General features: G+C 70.4%; 28 protein-coding genes. 14 read left to right on the top strand and 14 right to left on the bottom strand.

All coding sequences use genetic code 11. The features are described from left to right. Nucleotides 1-183 precede the first annotated feature (183 nt). The 3 genes from rpsR (at nt 184) to E7Z54_RS23535 (ending at nt 1,633) form a co-directional block, all read left to right on the top strand. Complete coding sequence (gene rpsR / locus E7Z54_RS20340; RefSeq protein ID WP_136436555.1) at nt 184-420, top strand: 30S ribosomal protein S18; 237 nt, start codon at nt 184-186, stop codon at nt 418-420. 28 nt (nt 421-448) lie between these two features. Then, a complete protein-coding gene (gene rplI, locus E7Z54_RS20335) occupies nt 449-895 on the top strand; it encodes a 50S ribosomal protein L9 (protein ID WP_136436553.1) in 447 nt (148 codons plus the stop codon). Nucleotides 896-985: 90 nt separating this feature from the next. Continuing rightward, complete coding sequence (locus tag E7Z54_RS23535) at nt 986-1,633, top strand: hypothetical protein (RefSeq protein WP_168798433.1); 648 nt, start codon at nt 986-988, stop codon at nt 1,631-1,633. A 67-nt stretch (nt 1,634-1,700) separates the two neighbouring features. On the opposite strand, the gene E7Z54_RS20320 is transcribed toward E7Z54_RS23535, so the two are convergent. Both E7Z54_RS20320 and E7Z54_RS20315 read right to left on the bottom strand, forming a co-directional pair. Beyond that, entirely contained in the window at nt 1,701-2,246 is a 546-nt protein-coding gene (locus tag E7Z54_RS20320) for a hypothetical protein (protein WP_136436549.1), read from the bottom strand. Further along, nucleotides 2,243-3,664: an MATE family efflux transporter gene (locus tag E7Z54_RS20315; RefSeq protein WP_378527371.1), complete on the bottom strand. Its 1,422-nt coding sequence runs from the start codon at nt 3,662-3,664 to the stop codon at nt 2,243-2,245. The genes E7Z54_RS20320 and E7Z54_RS20315 overlap by 4 nt, the downstream gene beginning before the upstream one ends. 471 nt (nt 3,665-4,135) lie before the next feature. Here E7Z54_RS20315 and dnaB point away from each other — a divergent pair, with 471 nt between their 5' ends. Further along, nucleotides 4,136-5,521 carry a replicative DNA helicase gene (dnaB, locus tag E7Z54_RS20310; RefSeq protein ID WP_378527433.1) on the top strand — a complete coding sequence of 462 codons (1,386 nt, stop codon included), beginning with the start codon at nt 4,136-4,138 and terminating at the stop codon, nt 5,519-5,521. 71 nt (nt 5,522-5,592) lie between these two features. Here dnaB and E7Z54_RS20305 read toward each other — a convergent pair whose 3' ends face one another. The 6 genes from E7Z54_RS20305 to E7Z54_RS20280 all read right to left on the bottom strand — a co-directional run bounded on the left by E7Z54_RS20305 (nt 5,593) and on the right by E7Z54_RS20280 (nt 9,872). Beyond that, entirely contained in the window at nt 5,593-6,195 is a 603-nt protein-coding gene (locus E7Z54_RS20305) for a twin-arginine translocase TatA/TatE family subunit (RefSeq protein WP_206056429.1), read from the bottom strand. A gap of 2 nt (nt 6,196-6,197) precedes the next feature. Continuing rightward, on the bottom strand, nt 6,198-6,956 hold the full coding sequence (gene tatC / locus E7Z54_RS20300) for a twin-arginine translocase subunit TatC (RefSeq protein WP_136436544.1): 759 nt from the start codon (nt 6,954-6,956) through the stop codon (nt 6,198-6,200). Then, nucleotides 6,953-7,165 (bottom strand): twin-arginine translocase TatA/TatE family subunit, encoded by a 213-nt coding sequence (tatA, locus tag E7Z54_RS20295; protein ID WP_136436543.1) that lies wholly within the window; start codon nt 7,163-7,165, stop codon nt 6,953-6,955. Before tatA ends, tatC begins: the two co-directional genes overlap by 4 nt. Before the next feature lie 27 nt (nt 7,166-7,192). Further along, nucleotides 7,193-8,203 carry a 3,4-dioxygenase subunit beta gene (locus E7Z54_RS20290; RefSeq protein WP_136436542.1) on the bottom strand — a complete coding sequence of 337 codons (1,011 nt, stop codon included), beginning with the start codon at nt 8,201-8,203 and terminating at the stop codon, nt 7,193-7,195. Nucleotides 8,204-8,480: 277 nt separating this feature from the next. Beyond that, nucleotides 8,481-9,407 (bottom strand): methylenetetrahydrofolate reductase, encoded by a 927-nt coding sequence (locus tag E7Z54_RS20285; protein ID WP_136436540.1) that lies wholly within the window; start codon nt 9,405-9,407, stop codon nt 8,481-8,483. A 21-nt stretch (nt 9,408-9,428) separates the two neighbouring features. Then, entirely contained in the window at nt 9,429-9,872 is a 444-nt protein-coding gene (locus E7Z54_RS20280) for a helix-turn-helix domain-containing protein (RefSeq protein ID WP_206056428.1), read from the bottom strand. Nucleotides 9,873-9,973: 101 nt separating this feature from the next. Between E7Z54_RS20280 and E7Z54_RS20275 the strand changes: the two genes are divergently transcribed. Both E7Z54_RS20275 and E7Z54_RS20270 read left to right on the top strand, forming a co-directional pair. Continuing rightward, entirely contained in the window at nt 9,974-10,231 is a 258-nt protein-coding gene (locus E7Z54_RS20275) for a hypothetical protein (protein WP_206056427.1), read from the top strand. A 442-nt stretch (nt 10,232-10,673) separates the two neighbouring features. Beyond that, complete coding sequence (locus E7Z54_RS20270) at nt 10,674-11,189, top strand: hypothetical protein (RefSeq protein WP_136436538.1); 516 nt, start codon at nt 10,674-10,676, stop codon at nt 11,187-11,189. 253 nt (nt 11,190-11,442) lie between these two features. Here E7Z54_RS20270 and E7Z54_RS20265 read toward each other — a convergent pair whose 3' ends face one another. Then, a complete protein-coding gene (locus tag E7Z54_RS20265) occupies nt 11,443-12,975 on the bottom strand; it encodes an LVIVD repeat-containing protein (RefSeq protein ID WP_206056426.1) in 1,533 nt (510 codons plus the stop codon). 90 nt (nt 12,976-13,065) lie between these two features. Here E7Z54_RS20265 and E7Z54_RS20260 point away from each other — a divergent pair, with 90 nt between their 5' ends. The 7 genes from E7Z54_RS20260 (at nt 13,066) to E7Z54_RS20230 (ending at nt 19,724) form a co-directional block, all read left to right on the top strand. Further along, the gene (locus E7Z54_RS20260) at nt 13,066-13,734 is read left to right on the top strand and encodes a DUF305 domain-containing protein (RefSeq protein ID WP_136436536.1); all 669 of its coding nucleotides are present in this window, start codon (nt 13,066-13,068) and stop codon (nt 13,732-13,734) included. Nucleotides 13,735-13,863: 129 nt separating this feature from the next. Continuing rightward, entirely contained in the window at nt 13,864-15,342 is a 1,479-nt protein-coding gene (locus E7Z54_RS20255) for a GntP family permease (RefSeq protein ID WP_136436535.1), read from the top strand. Between the two features lies 1 nt (nt 15,343). Next, nucleotides 15,344-16,666, top strand: coding sequence for a four-carbon acid sugar kinase family protein (locus E7Z54_RS20250; RefSeq protein WP_136436533.1), 1,323 nt, complete (start codon nt 15,344-15,346; stop codon nt 16,664-16,666). A gap of 31 nt (nt 16,667-16,697) precedes the next feature. Next, a complete protein-coding gene (gene pdxA / locus E7Z54_RS20245; protein WP_136436532.1) occupies nt 16,698-17,738 on the top strand; it encodes a 4-hydroxythreonine-4-phosphate dehydrogenase PdxA in 1,041 nt (346 codons plus the stop codon). Between the two features lie 16 nt (nt 17,739-17,754). Further along, on the top strand, nt 17,755-18,531 hold the full coding sequence (locus E7Z54_RS20240; protein ID WP_136436530.1) for a DeoR/GlpR family DNA-binding transcription regulator: 777 nt from the start codon (nt 17,755-17,757) through the stop codon (nt 18,529-18,531). 60 nt (nt 18,532-18,591) lie between these two features. Continuing rightward, nucleotides 18,592-18,969 (top strand): ArsR/SmtB family transcription factor, encoded by a 378-nt coding sequence (locus E7Z54_RS20235; protein WP_136436528.1) that lies wholly within the window; start codon nt 18,592-18,594, stop codon nt 18,967-18,969. Continuing rightward, nucleotides 18,966-19,724, top strand: a complete 759-nt coding sequence (locus tag E7Z54_RS20230; protein WP_136436527.1) for a cation diffusion facilitator family transporter — start codon at nt 18,966-18,968, stop codon at nt 19,722-19,724. Before E7Z54_RS20235 ends, E7Z54_RS20230 begins: the two co-directional genes overlap by 4 nt. A 34-nt stretch (nt 19,725-19,758) precedes the next feature. Here the strand turns inward: E7Z54_RS20230 and E7Z54_RS20225 are convergent, their stop codons facing one another. The 5 genes from E7Z54_RS20225 to E7Z54_RS20205 form a co-directional block, all read right to left on the bottom strand. Further along, on the bottom strand, nt 19,759-20,481 hold the full coding sequence (locus E7Z54_RS20225) for a response regulator (RefSeq protein ID WP_136436526.1): 723 nt from the start codon (nt 20,479-20,481) through the stop codon (nt 19,759-19,761). Nucleotides 20,482-20,622: 141 nt separating this feature from the next. Then, nucleotides 20,623-22,932 (bottom strand): heavy metal translocating P-type ATPase, encoded by a 2,310-nt coding sequence (locus tag E7Z54_RS20220; RefSeq protein ID WP_276606249.1) that lies wholly within the window; start codon nt 22,930-22,932, stop codon nt 20,623-20,625. Beyond that, nucleotides 22,916-23,887 carry a hypothetical protein gene (locus E7Z54_RS20215; protein WP_136436524.1) on the bottom strand — a complete coding sequence of 324 codons (972 nt, stop codon included), beginning with the start codon at nt 23,885-23,887 and terminating at the stop codon, nt 22,916-22,918. Before E7Z54_RS20215 ends, E7Z54_RS20220 begins: the two co-directional genes overlap by 17 nt. Continuing rightward, nucleotides 23,884-24,090 carry a heavy-metal-associated domain-containing protein gene (locus E7Z54_RS20210; RefSeq protein WP_136436522.1) on the bottom strand — a complete coding sequence of 69 codons (207 nt, stop codon included), beginning with the start codon at nt 24,088-24,090 and terminating at the stop codon, nt 23,884-23,886. Before E7Z54_RS20210 ends, E7Z54_RS20215 begins: the two co-directional genes overlap by 4 nt. 45 nt (nt 24,091-24,135) lie before the next feature. Continuing rightward, nucleotides 24,136-24,480: a metal-sensitive transcriptional regulator gene (locus E7Z54_RS20205; RefSeq protein WP_136436557.1), complete on the bottom strand. Its 345-nt coding sequence runs from the start codon at nt 24,478-24,480 to the stop codon at nt 24,136-24,138. A 159-nt stretch (nt 24,481-24,639) separates the two neighbouring features. On the opposite strand from E7Z54_RS20205, the gene E7Z54_RS20200 reads away from it, so the two are divergent. Further along, nucleotides 24,640-26,085 carry an MFS transporter gene (locus E7Z54_RS20200; protein WP_136436521.1) on the top strand — a complete coding sequence of 482 codons (1,446 nt, stop codon included), beginning with the start codon at nt 24,640-24,642 and terminating at the stop codon, nt 26,083-26,085. Nucleotides 26,086-26,099: the final 14 nt, after the last annotated feature.

Below are 26,099 nucleotides of genomic sequence, written 5' to 3'. Positions count from 1 at the left end.
CGACCCCTGGAGCTCGCAGCCCGCAGGCCAGCCGAGCTCCGCACCTGCAGGGGGCGGCGCGCCCAACGACCCGTGGGCCGCGCCGGGCGTCGGCAACGACGAACCCCCGTTCTAACCCAAGCATCATCAACCATTCCGGCCGACGTTGACTGACGCGGCCGGGCTCTGAGGAGGAGCACCACAATGGCGAAGGCAGTCGTCCGCAAGCCGAAGAAGAAGGTTTGCCAGTTCTGCAAGGAGAAGGCGACCGGTGTCGACTACAAGGACACCGGCCTGCTGAAGAAGTTCATCTCCGACCGCGGCAAGATCCGCGCGCGTCGGGTGACCGGCAACTGCGTCCAGCACCAGCGGGACGTCGCGATCGCGGTCAAGAACGCCCGCGAGGTCGCGCTGCTGCCCTACACCTCCAGCGGCCGCTGATCTACGTCGGTAGAGAAGGAGAACTGACATGAAGATCATCCTGACCCAGGAGGTCGAGGGCCTCGGTGGCGCCGGCGACGTGGTCGAGGTCAAGGACGGCTACGGCCGCAACTACCTCCTCCCGCGCGGCTTCGGCATCCGCTGGACCCGCGGCGCACAGGCGCAGGCGGACGCCATCAAGCAGGCCCGGAGCGCTCGCGCGGTCCGCGACGAGGCGCACGCCTCCGAGATCAAGGCCAAGCTCGAGGGCAACCCGGTCGCCGTCAAGGTGAAGGCCGGCCAGGGCGGACGCCTGTTCGGTGCGGTCACCACCGCCGACATCGCGGCGGCGCTCGGCGAGGCCGCCGGCGAGTCGATCGACAAGCGGACCATCGTCCTCGGCAACCCGATCAAGACGCTGGGCAGCCACAACGTCTCGGTGAAGCTGCACGACGACGTGTCCGCGGCGGTCGCGCTCAACGTGATCCCTGCGTAAGTATTTCGCTCCAGCCCGTGTGGCCGGCCCGTCTCGGGCCGGCCACACGGCTACTTTTGGTGTACCCACCGACGAACCTGGAGCTCCTTGATGCGCACACGACGGATGTGGCCGGTTGCCGTTCTGCTGCTGGCGCCGGCACTGGCAGCCTGTGGGGACGACACCGACGACGGCTCCGAGGACACCACGACGTCAGCGGCGCCCACGCAGGCCACCACGACGGCCAGCAGCGACGCGACCACCGACGCCGCCTCGGAGGCGATTGAGGACCCGACCACCTCCGCCGCACCCGCGGACCTCCCGTCGGCGTGTGATCTGGTCGGCGAGGCCGACGTGGCCGAGGCCTTCGGCGTCACCGTTGTCCAGGACGGCGCCGGGAGGGGGACGACCACCGAGAACAACGTCGAGTGGTCCAGCGACACCTGCACGTTCGCGGCGCAGGGCCTGGTCGAGATCAGGGTGAAGCTGACCGGCCCCGACGACTTCAAGGACGGCACCTTCCTGTGCCCCCGGCCTCTGGAGATCGCGGCGATCGTGGAGCCGGTCGACGACATCGTCGGCGCCGAGGAGGGCTGGTGGAAGGTCAGCGACTCACCGCCGCTCGAGGCGCTCATGCGGGCCTGCTCCGCCGCGGCCAACATCGACATCGACATCGAGTACGAGGGCGAGTACGAGGGCGACCCCCGCAACCAGTCCGTGGCCCTGATGGAGAAGGCGCTCGCGAACCTCGCCGGCTGAGTCGACCGCTGCCACGCGTCGTACCTGACGAAACTGTCCTCCTGAGGCCCGAACGGCAGCAGGATCGTCAGGTGCGAGCGGTGACCTCGCCCGCGCCCGCCCAGGAGCGGGCACCGAACACCAGGCAGAGCAGCACCACGAGCAGCGCGGCCGCGTAGCCGATGTTGCCGACGCCCTCGAGCCAGGTCCAGTCGGCGCCGAAGTACAGCACCGGCGCCACGATGCCGACGAGCAGGCCGGCCTGGGCGACCCGCCACCAGGCGCCACCGCGCGCCTTCGCGCGCCTCGCCTGGTCCGCGAGCACGTGGCAGAGCGCGACCTGGAAGGCGAGCGCCGGGAGATCCGCGGCCCAGACCAGGGCCGGGTCGGCGTCGTCGAGCCAGGCCCGAGCGTCGGGGGCGACCAGCGCGGCGGAGACGAACAGCGCGAGCGCGCCCAGGTACCAGAGCGTCATCCGCAGCGGGAGTCCCGGCGCGGCACGGGCGAGCCCGTGCAGGCCGACCAGGACGAAAAGCCAGCCGAGCGGGTCGGGGTAGATGTCCCAGCCGGACTCCGTCCGTCCCTCGAGGAGCACGAAGACCAGTCCGACGGCCATCCAGTAGAGCGGCTTCACCGGGCTCGACCGCCGGTCGGCAGCGTGCCGCCGGTGACCAGCCACCGGTCGCCGTGGGCACGGTGCAGCAGCGTCAGCAGCCGGCCGCCCATGAAGAGCACGGCGAACAGCACCCACAGCCAGGCCAGCCCCGCCCCCAGGGCACTCGTCAGCAGCACGACCGGAGCGTAGCCGCACAGCACCACGAGACCGGCCCACGCCAAGTAGCGCCCGTCGCCGGCGCCGATCAGCACGCCGTCGAGAACGAACACGACACCCGCGGCCGGCTGGGCGAGGGCGGCGACGAGCAGGACCGGGACCAAGGCGCCCTGGACGGCGCCGTCCGGAGTGAACAGGGCACCGAGCCAGGGGCTCGAGGCCGCCAGCAGGATACCGGTCACCGTGCCGCTGGCCACGCCCCACTGCACCATCCGCGTCGTCACCGCCCGCGTCGCCGGGACGTCTCCCGCACCGAGGTGGCGCCCGGTGAGCGCCTGGGCCGCGATCGCGATGGCGTCCAGCACGAAGGCCAGGAATCCCCACAGCGTCATCGCCAGCTGGTGGGTGGCGATGGGCACCGCCTCGTCGCTCGTCGCGGTGGCGCCCGCTGCGAGCACCACCGCATAGGTCGTGACCAGGAGCGAGGCACGCAGCGTCAGCGTCCGCACCAGGAGGGGTACGCCGGCGCGCGCCGCCGCACGGACACCGGCCGCGTGCGGCCGGAGCGTCGCCTGCTCCCTGCGCGCCGCCCGGACCACGACCGCGACCAGCGCCACGGCCATCGCGGTCTGCGCGATGACCGATCCGAGCGCCGAGCCGGCGATCCCGAGACGCGGGACCGGCCCGGCGCCGTACACGAGGAGGATGTTGAGCGCGAGGTTGGCGAGGTTGCCGAGGATCGCCACCGTCAGAGGCGTCCGGGTGTCCTGGAGGCCGCGCAGCACGCCGGTCGTCGCCAGGACAAGGAGCAGCGGGGTGATCCCCAGTGCCGCGATCCGCAGGTACGTCGTCGCGGGGTCGTTCACATCGTCGCCCGCGCCGAACAGCCCGACCAGCGGGCCGGCGAGGACGGCGGTGACCACCGTGACGGGCACGCCCATCGCGACGGCCAGCCAGAGGCCGTCGATGCCCTGGGTGAGTGCGCCGCGTCGCTGGCCAGCGCCGAGCTGGCGCGCGACGCCGGCGGTGGTGCCGTAGGCGAGGAAGATGCACAGGCCGACCACGGTCTGGATGACCGTGCCCGCGATGCCGAGGCCGGCGAGCTCCCGGGTGCCGAGGTGGCCGACGACCGCGGCGTCGCCGAGAAGGAACAGCGGCTCGGCGACGAGGGCGAGGAAGGCCGGGACGGCGAGCCGGGCGATCTCGCGGTCGAGGCCACGACCGGTGCGGTTCGTGGGGCTCGTGGGGCGACGCGCGACCGGGCCCGGCCCGGCGCTCACCGGCCGCCCCGGGGCACCGGTGGATAACTTGGGCTCCCCTGTGGATACCGCATAGTCCGAACGGGGCATCGGGACATAGTCCCGTGGTACCCCCGGCAACGCGGAGATGGCCGGAAAGTGAACGAGGTCACACGCCGGAAATTTCCACTCCACAAGCGCGAAATGACGTTTTCGCAGGTCAGCGACCGATTGGCCACCTCGTGCCCCCTTCCATCCACAGCGTCCTCCCCAACCCGTGCACATCGTTCACGCGTGTCGTCCACGTGCGGCCGCAGGTTATCCCCAGGCCCTGTGCACAACGGGCTTTCCCCGGGCCGCTCCTGGCCGTAGGTTCCGGGGTCGGGGCTCCGCGCGCGCGTCCACGAAAGTGTCGGGACGCGTCCGTAGCGTGTCCCGAGAGTGCCAGCCAGGGTCGACCGAGGAGAGAGGGGTACCCCCGTGAGTCTCACGGACGACTCGCCGACCTGGACCGTGGAGCCGCCGGAGCAGTGGGGGGACGGCCCGGCGCCGTACGCACCGGGCGAGGCGCCACAGCAGTCAGGCGGCGGCCGGACGCCGCCGCAGGACATGGCGGCCGAGCAGTCCGTCCTCGGGGCGATGCTGATCTCCAAGGACGCGATCGCCGACGTGGTCGAGGTCCTCCGCGGCGTCGACTACTACCGGCCCGCGCACGAGGCGATCCACGACGCGATCCTCGACCTCTACGGACGCGGCGAGCCGGCGGACATGGTGACTGTCGCCGGCGAGCTCCAGCGGCGGGGCGAACTGCAGCGGATCGGCGGGGCGCCGTACCTGCACACCCTCGCGGCGAACGTGCCGATCGCCGCCAACGCGGGCTTCTATGCCGAGATCGTCCGCGAGAAGGCCATCCTGCGCCGGCTGGTCGACGCGGGCACCAAGATCGTGCAGATCAGCTACGCCGGCGAGGGCGAGGTCGACGCGATCGTCAACGAGGCCCAGGCGGAGGTCTACCAGGTCACCGACCGGCGCAAGGCCGAGGACTACGCCCCGCTCGGCGACATCATGGACTCGGTCCTCGACGAGATCGAGGCGATCGAGAACCGCGAGGCCGGCATCTACGGCGTGCCGACCGGGTTCGCCGACCTGGACGACCTGACCAACGGCCTGCACAAGGGGCAGATGATCGTGGTCGCCGCCCGGCCCGCGATGGGCAAGTCGACGCTGGCCCTGGACCTGTGCCGCGCGGCCTCGATCCACAACAACCTGACCAGCGCCTTCTTCAGCCTGGAGATGACGCGCTCGGAGATCACCATGCGCCTGCTGTCGGCCGAGGCGCGGATCCCGCTCAACCACATCCGCAACGGCAAGATGACCACCGAGGAGTGGGACCGGCTGGCGCGTCACGTCGCCAAGATCTCCTCGGCTCCGGTGTTCATCGACGACTCGCCCAACATGACGATGACCGAGATCCGGGCGAAGGCCCGCCGGTTGAAGCAGAAGCACGACCTGAAGCTGATGGTGATCGACTACCTCCAGCTCATGTCGTCGGGCAAGAAGGTCGAGTCCCGTCAGCTCGAGGTCTCGGAGTTCTCGCGGCAGATGAAGCTGCTCGCCAAGGAGCTCGAGGTCCCGATCATCGCGCTGTCTCAGCTGAACCGTGGTCCCGAGCAGCGCGCCGACAAGCGGCCGATGATGAGCGACCTTCGCGAGTCTGGCTCGATCGAGCAGGACGCGGACATGGTGATCCTGCTCCATCGCGACGACGTCTACGAGAAGGAGTCGACCCGTCCCGGCGAGGCCGACCTGATCGTCGCCAAGCACCGCAACGGCGCGACCCGCGACATCGTGGTGGCCTTCCAGGGTCACTACAGCCGCTTCGTCGACATGGCGCACTGATATTCCTGGTGTCGAGATGCAACGAAGATGACGAGCCTCCCGCGGGGAAACCGGCTACGGCCTCTCCCTCGTCATTCGGGGCAGGCCCCCCTGGCCGGCTCGAGCCGATCATCGGCGTCCAGCCGCCCCTCGCCGACGAGGTGACCGCCGTCGTTGAGGTACCGCTCGGCGTTTCGTTCGTCGTCGGGTCGATCCTCAGCCTGGTGGGCGGTGCCACCCTCCGGTGCGCCGCTCGGGTCAGGGGCGGCCGCGCTCCTGGCCGCAATGCGGCGTGGGTCGTGCTCGGGCAGCGAGGCGATCGGGATCCGGCGGGGGTGGGCCGCCGAGCCGGTGACGAGGTACTTCTGGCCCGGCCTGACTCGGGCCGCCTCCGCGAGGACCGCCGCGTCGGACTCGGCTGCCGCGTCGGCGGGCTGGGGCACCGGCTCGCGTAGTGCTTCACGGACGATCCGGCGCGGGTCGTACTGGCGTAGGTCGAGCGCCGCGAGGGTCTCCCGGTCGAGAGCGAGACCCATCTCCTGCTCCGCCTGCGCGCGCGATGTCTCCACGAGTCGGCGCAGCGCGCGGATCGTCTCCCCGAGGTGCTGCGCGTAGACCGGCAGCCGCTGGGGACCGATCACGACGCCCGAGATGATGGCGACGAGCAGGAGCTTCTCGAAGGTCAGGCCGAACATGGTCAGGGCTCCTGGGTGAGGGCGAGGATCCGGCGGTCGTGCACCTGGGCGATCGCGTACGCCGTGCCGAACAGGGCGGTCATCGGCACAGCGACGAGGAACATCGACAACACATCGGCGGCGGGCGTGACCAGCGCGCTGAACAGCACGATCGCGATCACGATCAGCCGCCAGCCACGGCGCAGCGCCGCCGCGGGGAGGACCCGGAGGAGGTTGAGAACGACGATGAAGACCGGCAGGACGAAGGCGACGCCGATCGCCAGCACGATCTTCATCACGAAGTCGACGTAGTACGACGCGCTCAGGATCGTGCTGTCCTGGTCGGAGGAGAAGCTGGTCAGCACCCGCACCATGTGCGGGAAGAGCTTGAACCCGAACGCACAGCCGGCGAGGAACAGCGGCGCCGCGACGGCGCCGAAGCCGAAGGTGTACTTCTTCTCGCGCCGGGTCAGGCCGGGCGTGACGAAGGCGAACAGCTCGACCAGCCAGACCGGGCTGGAGAGGACGACGCCCGCGAAGATCGCGATGCGGAGCTTCAGGTCGAAGGCTCCGGTCACGGTGTCGTAGTTGAGGCTCGCGTTGCGCGAGTCGGCCAGCTCCTGGATCGGCTCCCTGAGGATGGAGAGGATCTGGTCAGCGAGCAGGAACCCGCCGACCACGCCGACCAGGAGCGCCACCGCCGCGCGGGTTCCCCGCCGCCGCGCCTCGCGCAGGTGACCGGACAGGGGCATCGTGCCCCGTGCGACGGTGGCGGTGGTCATGACGCCCGGCGCTCGGCCACCTCGTCACTCGAGGGCGCGACGGAGACTCCGGCCTTCTCCTCGGACGCGTCGTCGCGAACCTCGTCCTTGAGGATGCGGACCGACTGGCCCAGACCGCGGGCGAGCTCGGGCAGCTTCGCCGAGCCGAAGACCAGCAGGACGATGGCGAGGATGACGAGGGCGTGCCAGCCCGAAAGATTGTTCAACATGACTTCTCCTGAGTGGTGGTGGGTGGATCAGCTGGTGGTGGCGGCGTCCGAAGGCGGTCCGGACGGCGGCGCGCCGCCGTCCCCGGGGCCACCGCCGCTGGGCGACAGGCCCCCGGCGGCCGGGGTCGTCGTCGTGTCGATGGCCACCGGCAGGGAGCCGACGTACCCCTTCTCGGGGTTGCCCTTGAACGTGCCCATCTCCAGGTCGTAGCCGTCTCCGAAGACGCCGTCGTTGTCGATGCTGCCGATCTTCGCCAGGTTGGCGGCCGAGGAGGGATAGAGATCGGTGTCCTTGTAGACCTTGTTGACCATCTTGACCGGGAACGCGACCTGGGAGGTTGCGATGGTGTTCTCGACATTCGTGGCGGACGCGAGGTCGGGGTAGACCTCGAAGTGGATGTGCGTCCAGCGGCCGTCGTAGCATCCGGGGACGATCGTCGTGAACGTCACCTTGCCGTCGGAGTCTGCGACCTGGATGCCGCGCAGGAACGTCTCGTCGGTGACGCCGTCGGAGTACATCGAGTAACGGCCCTGGCCGTCGGCGTGCCAGACGTAGACGGCCGCGCCTTCGAACGCCGCACCGTCGTTGGCCATGTCGGTGAGCGTGAAGCTGAACTCCAGCGGCGTGCCGGCGACGGTCATCCCGCCGTCCAGGCTCGAGGTGATGTCGCTGCGGACGATGCCCGACTCGGTGAGCACGTTGAGGCTCCCGTTCGTCCCGTCGGCCGGGTACGGGCCGTTGGTCTCCTCGGGGATCTCACCGTCGGCGGTCGTGCTGCTGACGGCGTTGGAGGCGCTCGTGCTGGACGTGGTCGAACCGCTCGTGCTGGTGGTGGCACCCGAGGAGCTGCACGCGGCCAGCGCCAGTGCGCCGACACCGAGGCCTGCGACACCCAGGACGCGGCGGCGGGTGATCAGCGTGGCGAGGTCGAAGCCGGCGCCCTGGTCGACGACCTCGTCGTCCGGACGCACCAGTAGGCGGCCTTCGTACGCCGGGCCGCCCGGGGTCTGGTCGGGTTCGGGAGTGTGTGTGTACATGCGACTGCTCCTTGGGGTCGATGTCGATGTCCTCAGCGTGCAGTCCGACTCTTTGCGGTTCCGGTGCGTCTGTTGTGGGGTTCCTGTGAGGCGGTCACGGAGCACCCGCTCGGCCTTCCGTGGGGCTGAACGGCTCCTCGGAGCGGTCGCTCACGACCGTGATGTCGTCGCCGTGCCGGCGAGATGGGTGCCGTCGGGGACAACTCTGAGGGCGACGGCCCACGGCCCCTCGTCCACTCGAGGCAGTGTGGTGTCGACCCTCGAAAGCTACGGCCGGTCAGTCCGCGCGGTGTAGCTCGGCCTGCAGACGGGCGGCGAGATGCACCGACGACTCGATCTCAGCGCGCCGGATCGAGACGCTCTCAATGTTGAGCCCGAAGGGGACGCCGAGACGGCGGCAGTAGGCAATCAGCTCGAGAGCCGTCGCCAGCGCTTGCTCGAAGGAGGCGTCGAGGGTGTCCACGGCGTGCCGGAGCTCGTTCTGGATCCACCGAGGCACGTCGACGCCGAGCCACGTGAGGAACTCCAGCGTCCTCATCGATCCGCACACCGAGAACGTGAACACGATCGGGACCGGATCCTGGCCTCGGGCGGCGCACTCGTAGCGATAGTCCGAGACGAGGTTCTTTGCTGCGTTGAGGTCGTAGACCACTTGGGTGACGAAGAAGGCGCATCCGGCTGCCTGCTTGGAGAGAAGGCGCAGATGCTCATCGCCCTTGCGCGTGTGGCGCTCCGGGATCGCGACCCCGCCGAGCAGCAGGTCGGGCCTCACCTCCGACCGCAGCGCGTGGGCGCGCGTCAACGAGGTCGCCACGGGCTTGTCGCGTGACGAGGTCCCGACGAAGACCGACAGCACCCGGTCGGACTCCTGGCCGACGAGCCACGATCGGAGCTCGGGCTCGTCGTACTTGCCCACCGCGCGGTACACGACGACCGGGATGTTCCAGTCGTGGAGGTGCCTGGACAGATACTCCGCAGGGTCCATGGTCGGCAGGAACGGGAACGGGCGCTCCTCTGAGTTTCGGTCGCTCTCGTCGTCGATGTCGTAGAGCACCAGGCCGTCCAGGTCCAGCGCCTGAAGGCGCTCGACCGTCGCGTCGGCGATCGCCTGACTCTTCACCGGGGAGGTCGCTCGACGTGGCGGGGTCAGCGCGAAGAGCAGGAACTCGCCCCGACGTTCGACGATGCGCCGCTGAAGATCCACGTCGCGACAGTAACGGGCTGATCAGCGCCGTCGCCCCAACCGCCGCGGGAGGTAATCGTCCTTGAACCTCCGTAACGACGCGAGCTGCGCCGGATGCATCCCTCCGCGCGAGCTACCCACGGTCCCGAACGTTGTTGACACTCGATTCGCGCCTTTCTCGATCTGGCACTCTGCCGAACGACCGTCGGTATTGGACGGTGTCAGGCCGACGTGGCGCTGGAACAGACGGGCGAAGGTTGCCTGATCTCCATACCCGACCGCGGCGGTGATCGCTGAGATCGACCGGTCGGTGGTCTCGAGAAAATGCCGAGCTTGGCGGACCCGAGCCTTCTGCAGATAGCGGAGTGGTGTGTCCTGGGTCTCCGCTGCGAACTGACGCAGAAGAGTCCGTGGACTGACGTTGACGGCTTCCGCGACGGCGGCCAGGTCAAATGGCGTTGCGAGGTTCCGGTCAAGGTGGCGCATGACGGACTGCGCGAAGCGGCCGCCGCCTTGCGGCAACAGATCGACGTCAACGTAACCTCGCCGAGATCGCATCGAGGTTCCGGCGTGACGACCTACGGGCCTTGGGCTACCGGTTTGCGGGCGACAGATGGTGTCGTGCCGAACGCTTCCGCGCCTACGAGACGCTGCTGGGTGAACGGTTCGATGGCCGTGTCCTTGACGACCAGCACGCCAACCCATCGCCGCCACCCCATTTTGCCGAGCGCGTCCAGACGCCGCACAGCGTCGTCACGGCTCACCTGTGCGACGAACCGGGACATCCGACCCTGGAAGCGCGCGACGAGATCATCGAGTTCCTCCGCGAACGCCTTGCATCGTGAGCAGGATCCGCATGCGACTACCCCGCTCTCAGATCAGACTGACCCAACCGAGAGACAAGTCCAGCTCGACGTTGCGCAAACCCGCCTGGTTTCACGGGCAGGGGCGGATCGGTAGTCCGCGCCGTACGGCTCGTCTTCCTACGCCTCGAACGAACAGGGACGGGTCGGGCAACTACATCACCAACCCCCGCACCTGCGGTCAATCCGTGCCAAACAGGTACGACTACGATCACGAGGTAGGGCCGTTCTTCGGTCTGCCCCGGAACGAGGTCGGTGATCGTCCGATGAACACCAGCATCCCTCGGTGCGGCTTTGTCGCTGCCATCGCTGCTGCCGCTGGCGCGTCTGCGCTTCCGTTCAGCGCTCGCGCTGAAGGCGCCACGAGTTCGCAGCCATGACAGTTGGGTCGAGGAGGCGTTCTCGACCGCGGCCCCTGCTGGCCGTGCTTCTTCTGGCACTCGTCATCGCCACCGGTTGCTCCGATCGTGCAGGCGAGCCTGAGACCACCTCGAAGGAGCAGACGGTGCCGACCAAGTCATCCACCGGCACGGCGGCGGCCGAACGAGTCCTCATCCCCGACGCGGTCAGAGCTTGGCCCCAGGTCACCGTGACGGACTGCGAGTCCTACCGGCCAACGCACACCCACGAACTGGCGATCGTAGGTTCCCTGAGTCGCAGGTGCATCGAAGCAGCCTTCCGGAGCACGTCGGCTGTGTTCTTCTCCAGTTGGACCACCGAGCCGATCTCACAGACCGATAGATCGGCGTACGAGGTATGGGGCGAGATCGACGGGCACGAGATTCTCGTGCGAGTGCGCGGAGATGAGCACATCAGCGGCTACAGAACCCGCGATGCGCGGATCGACGCGACCGGCGAGATCGCGGTGCTCGCGGTCGGCCGCCCACCGGAGGGATCGCTCGATGAGGCAGGCGCCTGGCCCTACGGCGTCACGCAGTAACGCCGTCGTCAGAACCCGCCGGCGAATCCTTCCAGCATGGGCCGCGCTCGAGTCGTCGTGACTCCTAGGTGGAGGGCTGCTTCAACATGGAGGGCGCAGGGTGAATCCCCGGTGGTGACGCCGCGTCCGTCGAGGAGGCGGTCGCTGTCGCCGTTTGCGCCGGAGCAGTTGGCATGACGGTGCGCCGCATGCAGGACGAGAGAGAGCAGGGGCCCCGCCGCATCGGCGGGGCCCCTGCTCTGATCACCGGACGTCAGTACGACGTCTGCGACTGGACGTTCAGCTCGTCGATCCTCACGCTGCGGGCCTGCGCCACCCGCGGGTCGTTGACCTTGAAGACGTCGAAGCCCATCTGGATGTCGCTGGAGTAGATGTGGCCGTTGTACCAGTACGCCGACCACGAGCCACCGATGATGAGCCGCTCCTCGGAGAGCGGACCCCGGTCGAAGTACGCGATCTCCTTCGGGTTCGCCGAGTCGGTGAAGTCCCACACCGAGATCCCGCCCTGGTACCAGGCCTGGACCATGATGTCCCGGCCGCGCACCGGGATCAGCGAGCCGTTGTGGGCCACGCAGTTCTCGGTGTTGGCCTGGGTCCGCGGGATCTTGAAGTAGGAGCGGAACTCCAGCTCGCCGCCGACGATGTCGTAGATCCCGTCGGCCCCCTTCGTGTCGCCGACCGTCGGGTTGCAGGTCGGGCCACCGCCGCCGCCGAGCTCGTCGGTGAAGACGACCTTGGTGCCGGCGTTGTTGAACGTGGCGGAGTGCCAGAACGCGAAGTTCTCGGTGTCACGGACCTGCTCGGTGACGACGGGGTTCTCCCGGTCGGAGATGTCGATCAGGACGCCGTCGCCCATGCACGCTCCCGCGGCGATGTCCTTGCTGGGGTAGGCGGTCAGGTCGTGGCAGCCGGCGGTCTGCCGGGAGTAGTTGCCTGCCGGGTTGCCACCGTCGGGGAAGAGCACCGGCTCGTTGACGACCGCCGCGTCCTGCGGCGCCGAGACCGGCACCTTGACCACGCTGATCTTGTCGTGGGGCGGCTGGCAGTCGGGGTGGCTGGCGTTCGGGGAGTACGACGAGACGTACACGTACACGTCGCGGCCGTCCTTCGACGGGGCGAGCGTGTGGGTGTGGGAGCCGCAGTCGGTCTCCACGGCGGCGACGTACTGCGGGGCGGCCGGGTCGCTGATGTCGAAGACCCGGATGCCCTCCCACGCCTCCTTGATCGTCGCCGACATCGGGACGTTGTCGCAGCTGTTGTTGCTCCGGCTGGAGTCGACGCTGAGCACGAGGAGGTCGTCGTGGACGGAGATGTCGTTCTGGGACCCCGGGCAGAGCAGCTGGGTGACGAGCTGCGGCTTGTGCGGCTGGCTGATGTCGTAGACCGACAGGCCGTTGTAGTTGCCCTGGAAGGCGTAGTCGCCCTGGAACGCCAGGTCGGACTGGAACGACGCCTCGCTGGCGAACGGGCCGGACTTCGGGATGTTCGCGAGGAGCTCGATGTTGCGGCTCTTCTCGATCTCGCCGGGCCGCAGCGTGGCCTCGCTGTCGTCGAGCTGGGCGAGGTCCTGGCCGGGCTGGCAGGCCAGCTTGAAGTTGTCACCAGCCCGTTCGGCTGCCCGCGCCTGGCCGGGCGGACAGTCGGCGGCTGCAGCGTTCGGGCCGTCGCCGTCATCGCGGTCGTCGTGGGCGCCGGCGGGCAGGGTCACTGCCGTGAGGCTGAGGGCGAGCACGCCCAGCGCGGTGACGCCGAGCCTGCGCATGCGCAGAGGGACAGGGATCGCCATGGTTCCTCCCGAGAAAGAATTTGGATGCGGATCCGACCCCTGATGCTGGCTTAAGGTGAGCACTCCCACAACCCCTTTGAGGAGTTCTCGGTGTCTCGGTCTCGGTCGCTGCCCCTTGCCGTCCTCGCCGTGGTGGCGGCCCTGGTCCTGAGTGGCTGCCTGGAGAAGGAGGACGCGGAGCGCCGGGAGAGCAGGTCGCCGGCGGTCCTCCAGCCGGGCGGTCCTGGCGAAGCGGCCTCGACGGTCGAGCCCGGGGCGACGGCGGAGCAGGCCGAGTTCGCGCACGACGACGTGGCGTTCATGCAGATGATGATCCCGCACCACGCGCAGGCGTTGACCATGTCCGAGCTGGCCCCGACCAGGGCCGAGTCGCCGGCCGTCAAGTCGCTGGCACGCCGGATACTCGCGGCTCAGCGGCCCGAGATCCTGCTCATGTCAGCGTGGTTGGCCGACCGCAACCTCGCAGTGCCGTCGGCGACGGACGCCCCCGCTGACTTCGACCACGGGGAGCACGGCCACGTCACGATGCACGGGATGCTCACCGATGCCCAGGTGCAGGCGCTGAGGTCCGCACGCGGCCGGGAGTTCGACCGGCTCTTCCTGCGCGGAATGATCCAGCACCACCGGGGCGCGATCACGATGGCCGACCCGGTCGCGACCGCGGGGGCGGACGTCCAGGTCACCGAGCTGGCGAACGAGATCGTCACCGGCCAGGGCGCGGAGATCGACCGGATGCGCGACCTGCTCGCCCGTCTTTGAGGGACCCCCCGCGCCGATCTTGCGCATAACGCGCAAGTTACTGGCGCGTAACGCTTGCAGTGCGCAAGAAGGCCGGGTCAGGATGCTGCGAGGCCCTACTCGGGGGCCGATGCCATCTGGGAGGTCTCGATGGATGTACAACTGCTCCTCGCGCTGGTGCTCGGGATCGCGACGATCGTCGTCCTGGTCCTCCGGACCCGCCTCGACGCGTTCGTCGCGCTGCTGATCGCCGGGCTGGTGACCGGCTCCGTCGCCGGATCGTCGGCACTCGACACGATCAACTCGATGACGCTGGGCTTCGGCAACACGCTGGCCTCGATCGGCATCGTGATCGGCCTCGGCGTCGCCATCGGCAAGATCCTCGAGGTCTCCGGCGCGGCCGACCGCCTCGCCCGCACCTTCGTCAGGCTGCTCGGCCGAGGCCGGGAGCACTGGGCGATGGCGGGCACCGGCGCGGTGGTCTCCATCCCGGTCTTCTGCGACTCCGGCTACGTGATCATGAACCCGCTGGCGCGCTCGATCGCCCGCCGCATCCGGGGTCGCTACGTCACCCTGGCCCTCGCACTCGGCTGCGGGATGACGCTCACCCACCACCTGGTCCCGCCCACGCCGGGACCGCTCGGCGTCGCCGGCATCCTCGGCGCCGACCTCGGCGGTCTGATTCTCGCGGGCCTGGTCTTCGCGCTGATCCTGCTCCCCGTCGTCGTCGTGTACGCCGCCTGGATCGGGCCCAAGCTCGAGCCCGAGCTGTCCGAGGAGATGCGCCGAGAGGTCTACGGGGTCGTGCGCACCTCGGCGGGCGGCGGGCACCACACGGCCACCCAGACCCTCGAGCACGACGCCGACGACGGGCCGTCCACCGAGGAGGCTGTCCACCAGCTGGGCGACCCTCCCGCTGGCCAGAAGCCTCACTCGGTCCCGTTCTGGCTCGCGGTGACGCCGCTGCTCGTACCTCTGCTGCTGATCGTGCTCAACACCGTCGCCGCCGCGATCGACCGCAGCAACCAGGGCGTCCTGTCACCTGAGGACGAGTACACACCGGCGCGCTGGGCCGAGATCCTGGCGTTCATCGGCCATCCGGTCGTGGCGCTGACCATCGGCATCGTCCTCGCCGTCTACCTGCTGCTGCCGCGGTGGACCCCGCGCAAGACCGTCCACCACTGGATGGCCGAGGCCGCAGCCTCCGCCGGTCTCATCATCCTGATCACCGGCGCAGGCGGCGCCCTGGGCCAGGTGCTTCGCGACTCCGGCGTGGGCGACGCCCTGGCCGAGGCGATCGCCGACCTCAGCCTGCCGGGTGTGCTCGTGCCCTTCCTGATCGCCTCCCTGGTGCGGGTCGCCCAGGGTTCGGGCACGGTCGCGATGATCACCGCCGCCTCGGTCAGCGCACCGCTGGTGGTCGGCCTCGACCTGTCCCCGCTGGCCGCGGCTCTGGCCTGCTGTGCGGGGTCGATGGTGTTCAGCTACTTCAACGACTCCTACTTCTGGGTCGTCACCCGGTTCACCGGGCTCGAGGGCACCGCCGCGCTGCGCGGCTGGTCCGGCATCACCACAGCGGTGTGGCTGGCCTCACTGCCGCTGGTGCTCATCGCCGGCGCGGTGCTCTGAGGTGGCCGATGTCCTCGTCGTCGCGGACGACCTGACCGGTGCGAACGCGGCCGCGGCGGGCTTCGCCCGGGCGGGGTTCCGATCGGTCACCGCGAGCGCCGGGGACCGCGCCGACGTGGTGGCCGAGATGGTGTCCCGGTTCGACGTGGTCGTCGCCACCACCGACAGCCGGCACCTCGGCCCCAGCGAGGCCGCCCGCCGGGTCGCAGCGGTGGTTCGGGCGGGCTGGCCGGTCCACCTGGTCTGCAACCGCATCGACACCACACTGCGGGGCAATGTCGGCGCCACCACCCGCGCGGTGCTCGAGGAGGTGTCGGCGGCCAGCGACGGTGCCCGGGTCGTCGTGCTCTGCGCCCCCGCGCATCCGGCAGCCGGCCGGCAGACCATCGGCGGGATGCAGCTGCTCGGTGGCCGTCGGCTCGAGGACACCGAGGCCGCCCGCGATGCGCGGACCCCGGTGCGGTCCTCCGATGTCGTCGACCTGCTCAGGGACCAGGCTGACCTGGGCGTCGCGGCGATACCCCTCGACCTGGTCACCGGGCACGAGCCCGCTCTGGTCGACGAGCTGCGCCGGGCGCTGGCCGCGGGTGCCGAGGTGGTGGTCGCCGACGCCACGACCGAGGAACACCTCGACCGGGTCGCCGCAGCGTGTGTCGCGGCCACCGCGGGCACCGACCTGGTGTGGGCCACCAGCGACCCGGGCCCCGCGTCCGTGGCGCTGGCCCGGGCGCTGGGCCTGGCCGGATCGGCCGACGGTGCGCCGCTGCTCGCGGTCTCGGGGTCGGCCACCGAGCTGACACGCACCCAGCTGCACCAGCTCTCCGTCGAGCGAGGTGCGATCACCCACCGTGCGGTCCGGGCCGGTGCGGTGCCTGACGTGGACGCCACCGCCCGGGTCCTCGACGAGGCGCTGTCGTCCGCGGGGCCGAAGGACGTGGTGGTCCTCGCGACGGTCCTCGACGAGTCCGACGTGTGGCGGCCGACAGCGGAGGAGGCCGACGCGATCCCCCGAGCCCTGGCCCGGGCGGTCCGCCGCAACCTGGAGGCCCACGCTGTCGACGGCATCTTCACCACCGGCGGCGACGTCACCGCCGCAGTGCTCGCCGAGCTCGGCTCGCACGGACTGGAGATCTCCGACGAGGTGGTCCCGCTCGCGGTGGCCGGCACCCTCGTCGGCGGTCCCTGGGACGGGCTGCAGATCGTGACCAAGGGCGGCTTGGTGGGCGACGCCGGCACGACCGTCGCCTGCGTCGACCATCTGCGCCGGAGCGCCGAGGCCCGCCGTCGGCAGGTGACGGCCGTCGAATCCCGCCAGCCCTACTGACCCGATGACCCCGTCTGGAACGGAGACCACCATGACCCGCCACATCCTCGCACTGACCCTCGGCGACCCCGTGGGGATCGGTCCCGAGATCACCGCCCGAACCCTCGCCGAGCAGGCCGGCGCCACCGACCACCACGGCATCGCGGTCGGCGACCCGGTCGCTCTGCGCAAGGGGAGGGACGCGATGGGCCTCGACGTCGAGGTGCGGGTCGTCGACTCGTTCGACGTCGAGCCCGCCGGTGAGGGCGTGATCGACATCTACGACACCGGCGTGCTCGGCGACGACATGCCTGCGTGGGGCAAGGTCGACAAGCGCGCCGGACGGGCCGCGATCGTCGCGATCGAGGTCGCCACCCGTGCGGCGATGGATTGCAAGGTCGCCGGCATCGTCACCGGCCCGATCAACAAGGAGGCGATCTGGGCCGCGGGCTCCCAGCATCTCGGCCATACCGAGATGCTGGGCGAGCTCACCGGGGTCACGAAGCAGGACACCATGTTCGTCGTACGGAACGACGACGCCGGCGGCCACCACCTCCGGATCTTCTTCACCACCCGGCACGTCTCGCTGCGCAAGGCCCTGGACCAGCTGACCAAGGAGCGGATCGAGGCGTCGATCCACCAGGCGCACACCGCGCTCGAGGTGTTCGGTGTGGACAAGCCTCGCCTCGCCGTCGCGGCGCTGAACCCGCACGGCGGGGAGAACGGCGCCTTCGGGGACGAGGAGATCGTGCACATCACGCCCGCATGCGAGGCGGTGAGGGCGGAAGGGCTCGACATCCGCGGCCCGATCCCGGCGGACTCCGTCTTCCACCAGGGCCTGGTCGGTCGCTACGACGGCGTGCTCTCCCACTTCCACGACCAGGGCCACATTCCCGCGAAGACGTTCGACTTCGACGGCACCATCTCGGTGACGGTCGGGCTCCCGATCCTGCGTACGTCCGTCGACCACGGCACCGCGTTCGACATCGCGGGGTCCGGCAAGGCCAGCCATGGCACGATGCTGTCGGCCTACCTCGCGGCCGTCGACTACGCGCCGTACGTCGACAATATCCGCGCGACTTACACGCCCTGACGACACCGGGAGGAACATGACGGCCGACGCGACCGTACGACGAGCCACCCGCGAACGGCACGACGCGATCGTCGGACTGGTCCGCGAAGGCGTCGATGGCGTGGAGCTGCTCGCCGAAAGGCTGGGGGTCTCGGCATCCACCGTCCGGCGCGATCTCTCCCAGCTGCAGCGTCAGGGCCGGATCGCCCGGACGTACGGGGGTGCGCTGGTCCCCGAGGTGTTCCACGAACGCCCGTTCACCGAGAGCGAGCTGATCAACCGCGCCGCCAAGACGGCCATCGGCCGGGTCGCCGTCGACATGGTGCCCCCGGAGGGCACGGTGTTCGTCGACGCCGGGACGACCTGCCTCGCCCTGGCCGAGCTCCTGGTCGGCCGCGGACCGCTCACCGTGGTCACCCGGGGACTGGAGGCGGCCGTGCTTCTCGCCCGGGCCCCACTGGTGGAGGTCGTCATGACCGGTGGTCGGGTGCAGCCCCTGAGCCACGGTGTCGTCGGACCGCTGGCCTCGCTCGCCCTCGACCGGCTTCACTTCGACGTCGCGTTCCTGGGCGCCGACGCCGTGGACGCCGAGCGCGGCCTGGGCGAGCCGACCGTCGAGGAGACCTGGGTCAAGGAGCAGGCGGCCGCCCGGGCTGACCAGGTGGCGGTGCTCGCCGACTCCTCGAAGCTCGGGCAGCACGCGCCGGCATGGGTCGCCATCGAGTCCACGTGGACGCTGGTGACGGACGCGGCGGCCCCGGTCGACGAGGTCGAACGGATCCGGGCCAGGGGCGTGCGCGTGCGCACGTCCTGACTGCGGCCGCGCTCCTTGGACACGGCGCCACCGCCGACCCAGCGACGCTATCATCGCCGAATGGCGATGCAAACGATGGAGGCCCGGCTCGGCTCCGAGACGGCCGCGCTCACCGCGGCGTCCTGCCTGTTCCACGGGTTCAGCGACCCGTCCCGACTGACGATCCTGCAGCGTTTGAGCCTCGGCGAGCAGCGCGTGGTCGACCTCACCACTCATCTGGGGCTGGCCCAGAGCACCGTGTCCAAGCACCTCGCGTGCCTCAAGGACTGCGGCCTGGTGACCTCCCGGCCGGTGGGGCGGGCGTCGGTGTTCTCGCTCGCGCACCCCGAGGCGCTGGCGGAGCTGCTCGCCGCCGCCGAGCGGCTGCTGGCGGTGACCGGCGACGCGGTCACCCTGTGCGCGAGCTTCGGCGTCGCGGCGCGGGAGCGGGACGCATGAGCTCCGTCCACACCCACGTCACGGGCGCGGCCCGCGACCGCCTGGGTCGCCGCGCCCAGCTGCTGGCGGGCGCATCGGTCGCCTACAACCTGCTCGAGGCGGCCATCGCGATCTCCGCCGGCGTGGTCGCGGGATCGGTCGCGCTGGTCGGGTTCGGCCTGGACTCGGTGGTCGAGGTCTCCAGCGGTCTGATCATCCTGTGGCAGTTCCGGCACCGCATGCCCGAGTCGCGGGAACGCCGTGCACTGCGGCTGATGGCGGTCTCCTTCTTCGCCCTCGCCGGCTACGTCTCCCTGGAGTCGCTCCGGGCCCTCACCGCCGGGCACGACGCAGACCCCTCGCCGGTCGGGATCGGCCTCGCGAGCGCCTCCCTGCTGATCATGCCGTTCCTGTCCTGGGCACAGCGTCGCACCGGTCGCGCGCTGGGCTCCGGCGCGGTGGTCGCCGACTCCACCCAGACGCTGCTGTGCACGTACCTCTCCGCAGTCCTGCTCGTCGGGCTCCTTCTCAACGCCACCCTCGGCTGGTCCTGGGCCGACCCCATCGCCGGCCTGGTCATCGCAGCCGTGGCGGTGAAGGAAGGTCGCGATGCCTGGCGGGGCGAGGGGTGCTGCTCGCCCGGCTCAGGAGAGGAGACCGCGACCGCCACGGAAGCGGAGACTCGCTGCGGCGACGGCTGCTGCGGCGCGGAGAACCCGGTCCTACGGATCGGCGGGACGCGGGCCGTCACCCCGGTCGGGAAGGACCGGGCATGACGACGCAACGCCTGCGCGGTCTCCGACGGGCGACTCAGGCGGCGTAGCGAACGCCGGCCGGGCGCAGGGCGGGATTGCGAGCGGCGACCGTGCTCGCCGTCGTCGTTCCGGCGCCGCCGTCGAGACGGGCAGCGAGCAGAGCGGCCTGGGTGCGGTGCTGCAGGCCGAGACGGGAAAGCAGGCCGGTGACGTGGTTCTTCACGGTCTTCTCGGCCAGGTACAGGCTCTCGGCGATCTGCCGGTTGGTCATGCCCTGGGCGATCAGGAGGAGGATCTTGCGCTGCTGCGGGGTGAGGTCGCCGACGACGTCGACGGACTTCTTCTGCATCTCCATCTGCTCCACGACCCGACTGGCGACCGAAGGGTCGATCAGGGAGTGGCCGCCCGCGATGAGGTGGACCCCGCTGACCAGCGAGTTGCCCTCGATCCGCTTCAGCACGTAGCCGGAGGCCCCGGCGAGGATCGCCGCGGAGATGACCTCGGCGTCGTCGTAGGAGGTCAGGATCAGGCCCCTGATGGAGGGGTCGACCGCCCGCATCTCGCGGCAGACGTCGATACCGGAGCCGTCGGGCAGGTGGTTGTCGAGGACGACCACGTCGGGGCGCAGCTCGAGGATCTCTCGCAGCGCGTCCACGGCGCTGCCCGACTGGCCCACCACCTCGATCGTGTCGTCGGACGCGAGCAGGCTGGCGACACCGCGACGGACGATTTCGTGGTCGTCGACGAGGTAGACGCGGATCGGGTTCTTGTGGGCCATGCGTCGACTGTGCGCGCCTTCGTCCCCAATTGATAGGGGTTTCAACCAGGTCTGAACGGTGGGGCCCGGGACCATAGTCCGTGGTGACTAGGCACTGGATCCGGAAGGCCCCCCCACGGCTCTCAGGGACAGGGGCAGCAGCTACCCGGTGGCGTCCAGCCCCGTGCCCGCGTGTGCCCGGAATCCCCGCAGCCGCAGGCTGTTCGTCACGACGAAGACGCTCGAGAACGCCATCGCGGCGCCGGCGAGCATCGGGTTCAACAGCCCGGCGGCGGCCAGCGGCAGGGCGGCGACGTTGTACGCGAAGGCCCAGAACAGGTTGCCCTTGATCGTCGCCAGGGTGCGCCGGGACAGCCGAATCGCATCCACCGTGACTCGGAGATCGCCCCGCACCAAGGTGAGGTCACTGGCCTCGATCGCGACGTCGGTGCCGGTACCCATGGCCAGACCCAGGTCCGCCTGCGCCAGCGCCGCGGCGTCATTCACGCCGTCGCCGACCATGGCCACGACCCGGCCCTCGTCCTGGAGCCGCTTGACCACGTCGACCTTGTCGGTCGGCAGCACCTCGGCGATGACGTCGGCCTCGTCGATACCGACCTCGGCAGCGACCGAGCGAGCGACCACGACGTTGTCGCCGGTGAGCAGCATCGGCCGCAGGCCGAGCTGCCGCAGCTCAGCGACGGCGGCGGGCGACGTCGCCTTGATCGCGTCCGCGACCACCACGATGCCGCGGGCCTTCCCGTCCCAGCCGACCGCCACCGCGGTGCCACCGCTCTGCTGGGCGTGGTCCAGCGCCGCTTCGAGGTCGGGAGGGAGGTGTTGTGACCACTCGGCCAGCAGCGTCGGTCGGCCGACGAGGACGGCACGACTGCCCGGTGCGGCCGGGTCCTGCTCCCGGACCACGCCCTGGACGCCCAGCCCTTCGACGTTGGCGAAGTCCTCCACCGGCGGGAGGGAGCCGAGGCGCTCGCGGGCGCCGTCGGCGATCGCCCTGGCGATCGGGTGCTCGGAGGCGTTCTCGAGCGCGCCCGCGTAGCGCAGCACGTCATCGGCCTGCTCGCCGTCGGCGGCGATGACATCGCGCAGGGTCATCTCGCCGGTGGTGACCGTGCCGGTCTTGTCCAGCACGACCGTGTCGACGCGACGGGTCGACTCGAGCACCTCGGGTCCCTTGATCAGGATGCCGAGCTGTGCGCCCCTGCCGGTGCCGACCATCAGCGCGGTGGGCGTGGCGAGCCCCAAGGCGCACGGGCACGCGATGATCACCACCGCGACAGCGGCGGTGAACGCAGCCGCCAGCCCGCTGCCCGTGCCGACCCAGAAGCCGAGAGTGCCGGCGGCGAGCAGGATCACGATCGGGACGAAGACTCCCGAGATCCGGTCGGCGAGACGCTGGACCTGGGCCTTTCCGTTCTGCGCGTCCTCGACGAGCCGCGCCATCTGCGCGAGCTGGGTGTCGCCGCCGACCCGGGTGGCTCGGACGACCAGTCGGCCGCCGGCGTTGACGGTCGCGCCGACGACGGCGGCGCCGGGACCGACCTCGACCGGCACGGACTCGCCGGTGAGCATCGAGGCGTCCACCGCCGAGGTGCCGTGCTCGACGACGCCGTCCGTCGCGATCTTCTCACCGGGACGCACCACGAACAGGTCGCCGACCGTGAGGTCCTCGACCGGGATCCGAGTCTCGGTCCGGCCGTCGGGCCCCAGTACGGCGACCTCCTTCGCACCGAGTTCGAGGAGTGCCCGGAGCGCGGCTCCCGCTCGCCGCTTGGACCGCTGCTCGAAGTAGCGGCCGGCGAGGATGAACGTGGTGACTCCGGCCGCGGCCTCGAGGTAAATGTTGCCGGCTCCGTCGGTGCGTGCGACGGTCAGCTCGAACGGGTGGGTCATCCCCGGCGTGCCGGCGGTCCCCCAGAACAGGGCGTAGACCGACCATCCGAGGGCGGCGAGGGTGCCGAGGGAGATCAGCGTGTCCATCGTGGACGTGCCGTGTCGCAGGTTGGCCCACGCGGCGCGGTGGAACGGCCACGCACCCCAGACCACGACGGGGGCGGCAAGGGTGAGCGAGAGCCACTGCCAGTACGTGAACTGCAGCGCCGGCGCCATCGCCATCGCGATCACCGGCACGGTGAGAGCGGCGGAGACCAACAGCCGGTGCCGCAGGGTGCGGACCGGGTCCGCCGCCTCGGCCGCGTCGCCATCCGGCCCGGCGGCGCCGGCTCGCTCCGGCTGGGGGAGCCTGGCGTCGTACCCGGCCTGTTGGACGGTGGCGACCAGGTCCTCGGGGGCGACGTCGTCGGTGAAGGTGACCTTGGCCTTCTCGGTGGCGTAGTTGACCGTGGCCACGACGCCGTCGAGCTTGTTGAGCTTGCGCTCGATCCGGTTGGCGCACGAGGCGCAGGTCATCCCGGTGATCGCGAGCTCGACCTGCCGCTCAGTGCTCGTGTCCACTGTCGTCTCCCTCCTCGGGGGTCGTGCTGGCGTCGGTGGGCGCGGCGGCGTCGCCGGCGGTGACGGTGAAGGCCGCGGTGCGGACCACGCCGTCGTGCTTGAAGTCCAGGTAGAGGTGGTAGCTGCCGGCGCTCGGCACGGCGGCGTAGAAGACCACGTCGGGGCCGGGCTCGGTGGAGCCGTCGCCCGGCGTGCCGTCCGGATGGACGTGCAGGTAGGCGAGGTCGCCGTCGCGCAGCGCGACCAGATGGCCGTAAGCGCCCAGGTAGGGCTCGAGGTCGCTGACCGGCTCGCCCGCCTTGGTGACCCTCAGGGTCAGCTCGGCGTCGGCGCCCGCGGTGAGGTCGCCGTCGAGGGTGACCTCGTAGTCATCCACGGCTGCGGTGCGGGACTCCTCCGCGGACGGTGCGGGCCGGTAGTCGCCGGTGACGGCGAGGTCGGCGCCCAGGGTGAGCGCCTCGGCGCCGGTCGCCTTGAAGTCGGCGAACACCCGCCAGGTGCCGGGTGTCAGGTCGAGCTCGGTCGACCAGACCCCTTCGTCGTCCAGGGTCGGATGCACGTGCTGGAACCCGCTGAAGTCGCGCCGTACGGCGATCAGGTGCAGCTGCTTCTCGTGCTCGACGTCGTACTCCGTCACCGGTGAGCCGTCCGGACCGGTGATCGTGAATGTCAACGGCCGGTTCTGCCCTGGCGTGGTGGCGTCCTCGGTGAGAGCCAGGGTGTAGCCCTGCTGGGAGACCATCAGTCCTCCTGGGACCTGCGTCTGCGAGGCGGGCTCGGTCGAGGAGTCGTGGTCGTCCCCGTGACCGGCCTCGGCGGTGTCGCTGCCGTGGGAGTCGTCGTGCGTCGTGACGTCGTCGTCCACCGGACCGGCGAGCCGGCCGATCACGAGTGCGAGGCCGAAGACGGCCACGGCCGCGGCCAGGAACCCGGCGAGCTTGGCGGGGGTGCTCATGCCAGCTGGTAGCCGGCGTCCTCGACGGCAGCGCGGACCGCGTCGTCGTCGAGGGGCTCGGCGCTGGTGATGGTGACCGCACCGGAGGGGAGGTCGACGGCGACGTCCTGGACGCCGGGGATCTCCTGGACCTCCTCGGTGACCGAGGCGACGCAGTGGCCGCAGGTCATGCCGGTGACGGTGTAGGTGCTGGTCTGACTCATCGATGTGTTCCTCTCGGGATGGGGCGGGGTCGGGCCAAGGGCCCTTTAGGAGCGGACGAGGCGAGCGATGGCGTCGGAGGCCTCCTTGAGCTTGATCTGTGCCTCCTCGCCTCCGGCTGCGACGGCGTCGACGACGCAGTGAGCCATGTGCTCGTCGAGCAGCCCGAGCGCGACCGCCTCGAGAGCCTTCGTCATCGCCGAGATCTGCGTGAGGATGTCGATGCAGTACTTCTCCTCCTCGACCATCCGCTGCAGGCCCCGAGCCTGGCCCTCGATGCGGCGCAGCCGCTTGAGGTAGTCGCCCTTGGTGTTGTTCGCGATGTAGCTGTGCTGGTGCTCGTGCGGCGCGTCGGCACCGGCCTGGCTCCGGCCCGGCGGTGTGTGGGGCATTGCGGTGTCCCTCTCGTCGATCTTCGTGGTCACTCCAGGGTACCCCCCTCCGGTATTTCGTGCTAACGTCCGCGTCTGAGGAATACATTACCCCCCTAGGGTATTCCGCACAAGCCAGGTTCCCGGAAGGCCGGGGGCACGCACCCAAGGAGGACTCGGATGTCAACCACAACCACGCCGGCGGCGGATCGCCGCTGGCTGGGCCTCGCGCTGATCGCGGCGGCCCAGTTCATGGTCATCATGGACACCTCGATCATCGGGGTGGCGCTGCCCCGCATGCAGGCCGAGCTCGGCTTCACCCAGGAGAACCTGTCCTGGGTGTTCAACGCCTACGTGGTCGCCTTCGGCGGCCTGCTGCTCCTCGGGGGCAAGCTCTCCGACGTGCTGGGCGCCCGCCGGGTGTTCTCGGCCGGTTGGGTGGTCCTGCTCGCCGGCTCGCTCGTCGCCGGTCTCGCGGGCGACGTCGCGACCGAGCTCGTCGGACGAGCGGTCCAGGGCGCCGGCTCGGCGCTGATCGCCCCCTCGGCCCTGACCCTGCTCTTCATGCTCTTCGGGTCCAGCCCGAAGGAGCTACCGAAGGCCCTCGCCCTGTACGGCGCTGCGGCGCCGGCGGGTGGCACAGCCGGTGTCTTCCTGGGCGGCGTGATCACCGAGTACGTCAGCTGGCCGTGGGTGTTCTACGTCAACATCCCCATCGCACTGGCGATCCTGGCCTTGGTTCCCAGCGTGATGCCGGCCGGCGCCGCCGCCTCCGGTCGCCGGGTCGACGTGCTCGGCGCGATCACGGTTACGGCCGGCCTTGCCGCTGCCGTGTACGCCGTCGTGCGGGCGCCCGAGGTCGGCTGGGACTCCGGCCAGACCTGGGGGGTGCTTGCAGTCGCTGCGGTCCTGCTGGTCGGGTTCGTCGTCGGCCAGGCGCGTGGTCGCGAACCACTGGTCCGGCTCGGCATCCTCCGGGCGCCGAACCTGGCTGCGGCGAACCTCGCCCAGCTCCTGCTCGGGGCCGCGTGGATCCCGATGTGGTTCTTCCTGAACCTCTACCTGCAGCAGGTCCTCGGCTACACCGCGTTCCCCAGCGGCGCTGCCCTGCTGCCGATGACGCTCCTCATCATGGTCGGCATGATCGGCCTCGCACCGCGCGTGCTGGCTGCGATCGGCCCGAAGGCGGCCGCGGTCACCGGCCTTGCGCTGCTGGCGGCGGGCATGGCGTGGCTGTCCCTGATCGATCCCGATGGCTCGTACGCCGTCGACGTGCTGCCCGCCTCCCTGCTCGCGGCGCTCGGCATGTCGCTGGCCTTCATCCCGACCCTCGGGACGGCGATCTCGGCAGCGCGTCCCGAGGAGGGCGGCCTCGCGTCGGGCATCGTCAACACGAGCTACCAGATCGGGTCCGCCCTCGGGCTGGCCGTGATGACGGCGGTCGCCGCGGCCAACGGCGCCGACCAGCCCGGTGACGCGACCGCGCTCACCGAGGGGTTCTCGGCCGCGTTCGTCGGCGCCGCCGTCCTGGCTGCGGTGGGTGTCCTGACGACCCTGCTCCTGTTCCGCTCGCCGGCCGCCAGTGCGGCCGCCGCTGAGGACGGCGCTGACCGCGTCGCTGCCTGACCGACAGCGGGGTG

Source organism: Nocardioides sp., assembly GCF_004803405.1.
GTDB classification, from domain to species: Bacteria; Actinomycetota; Actinomycetes; order Propionibacteriales; family Nocardioidaceae; genus Nocardioides; species Nocardioides vastitatis.
Note: the sequence above shows the minus strand (reverse complement) of the source record. Positions and strands in the feature narration are given on the sequence as shown.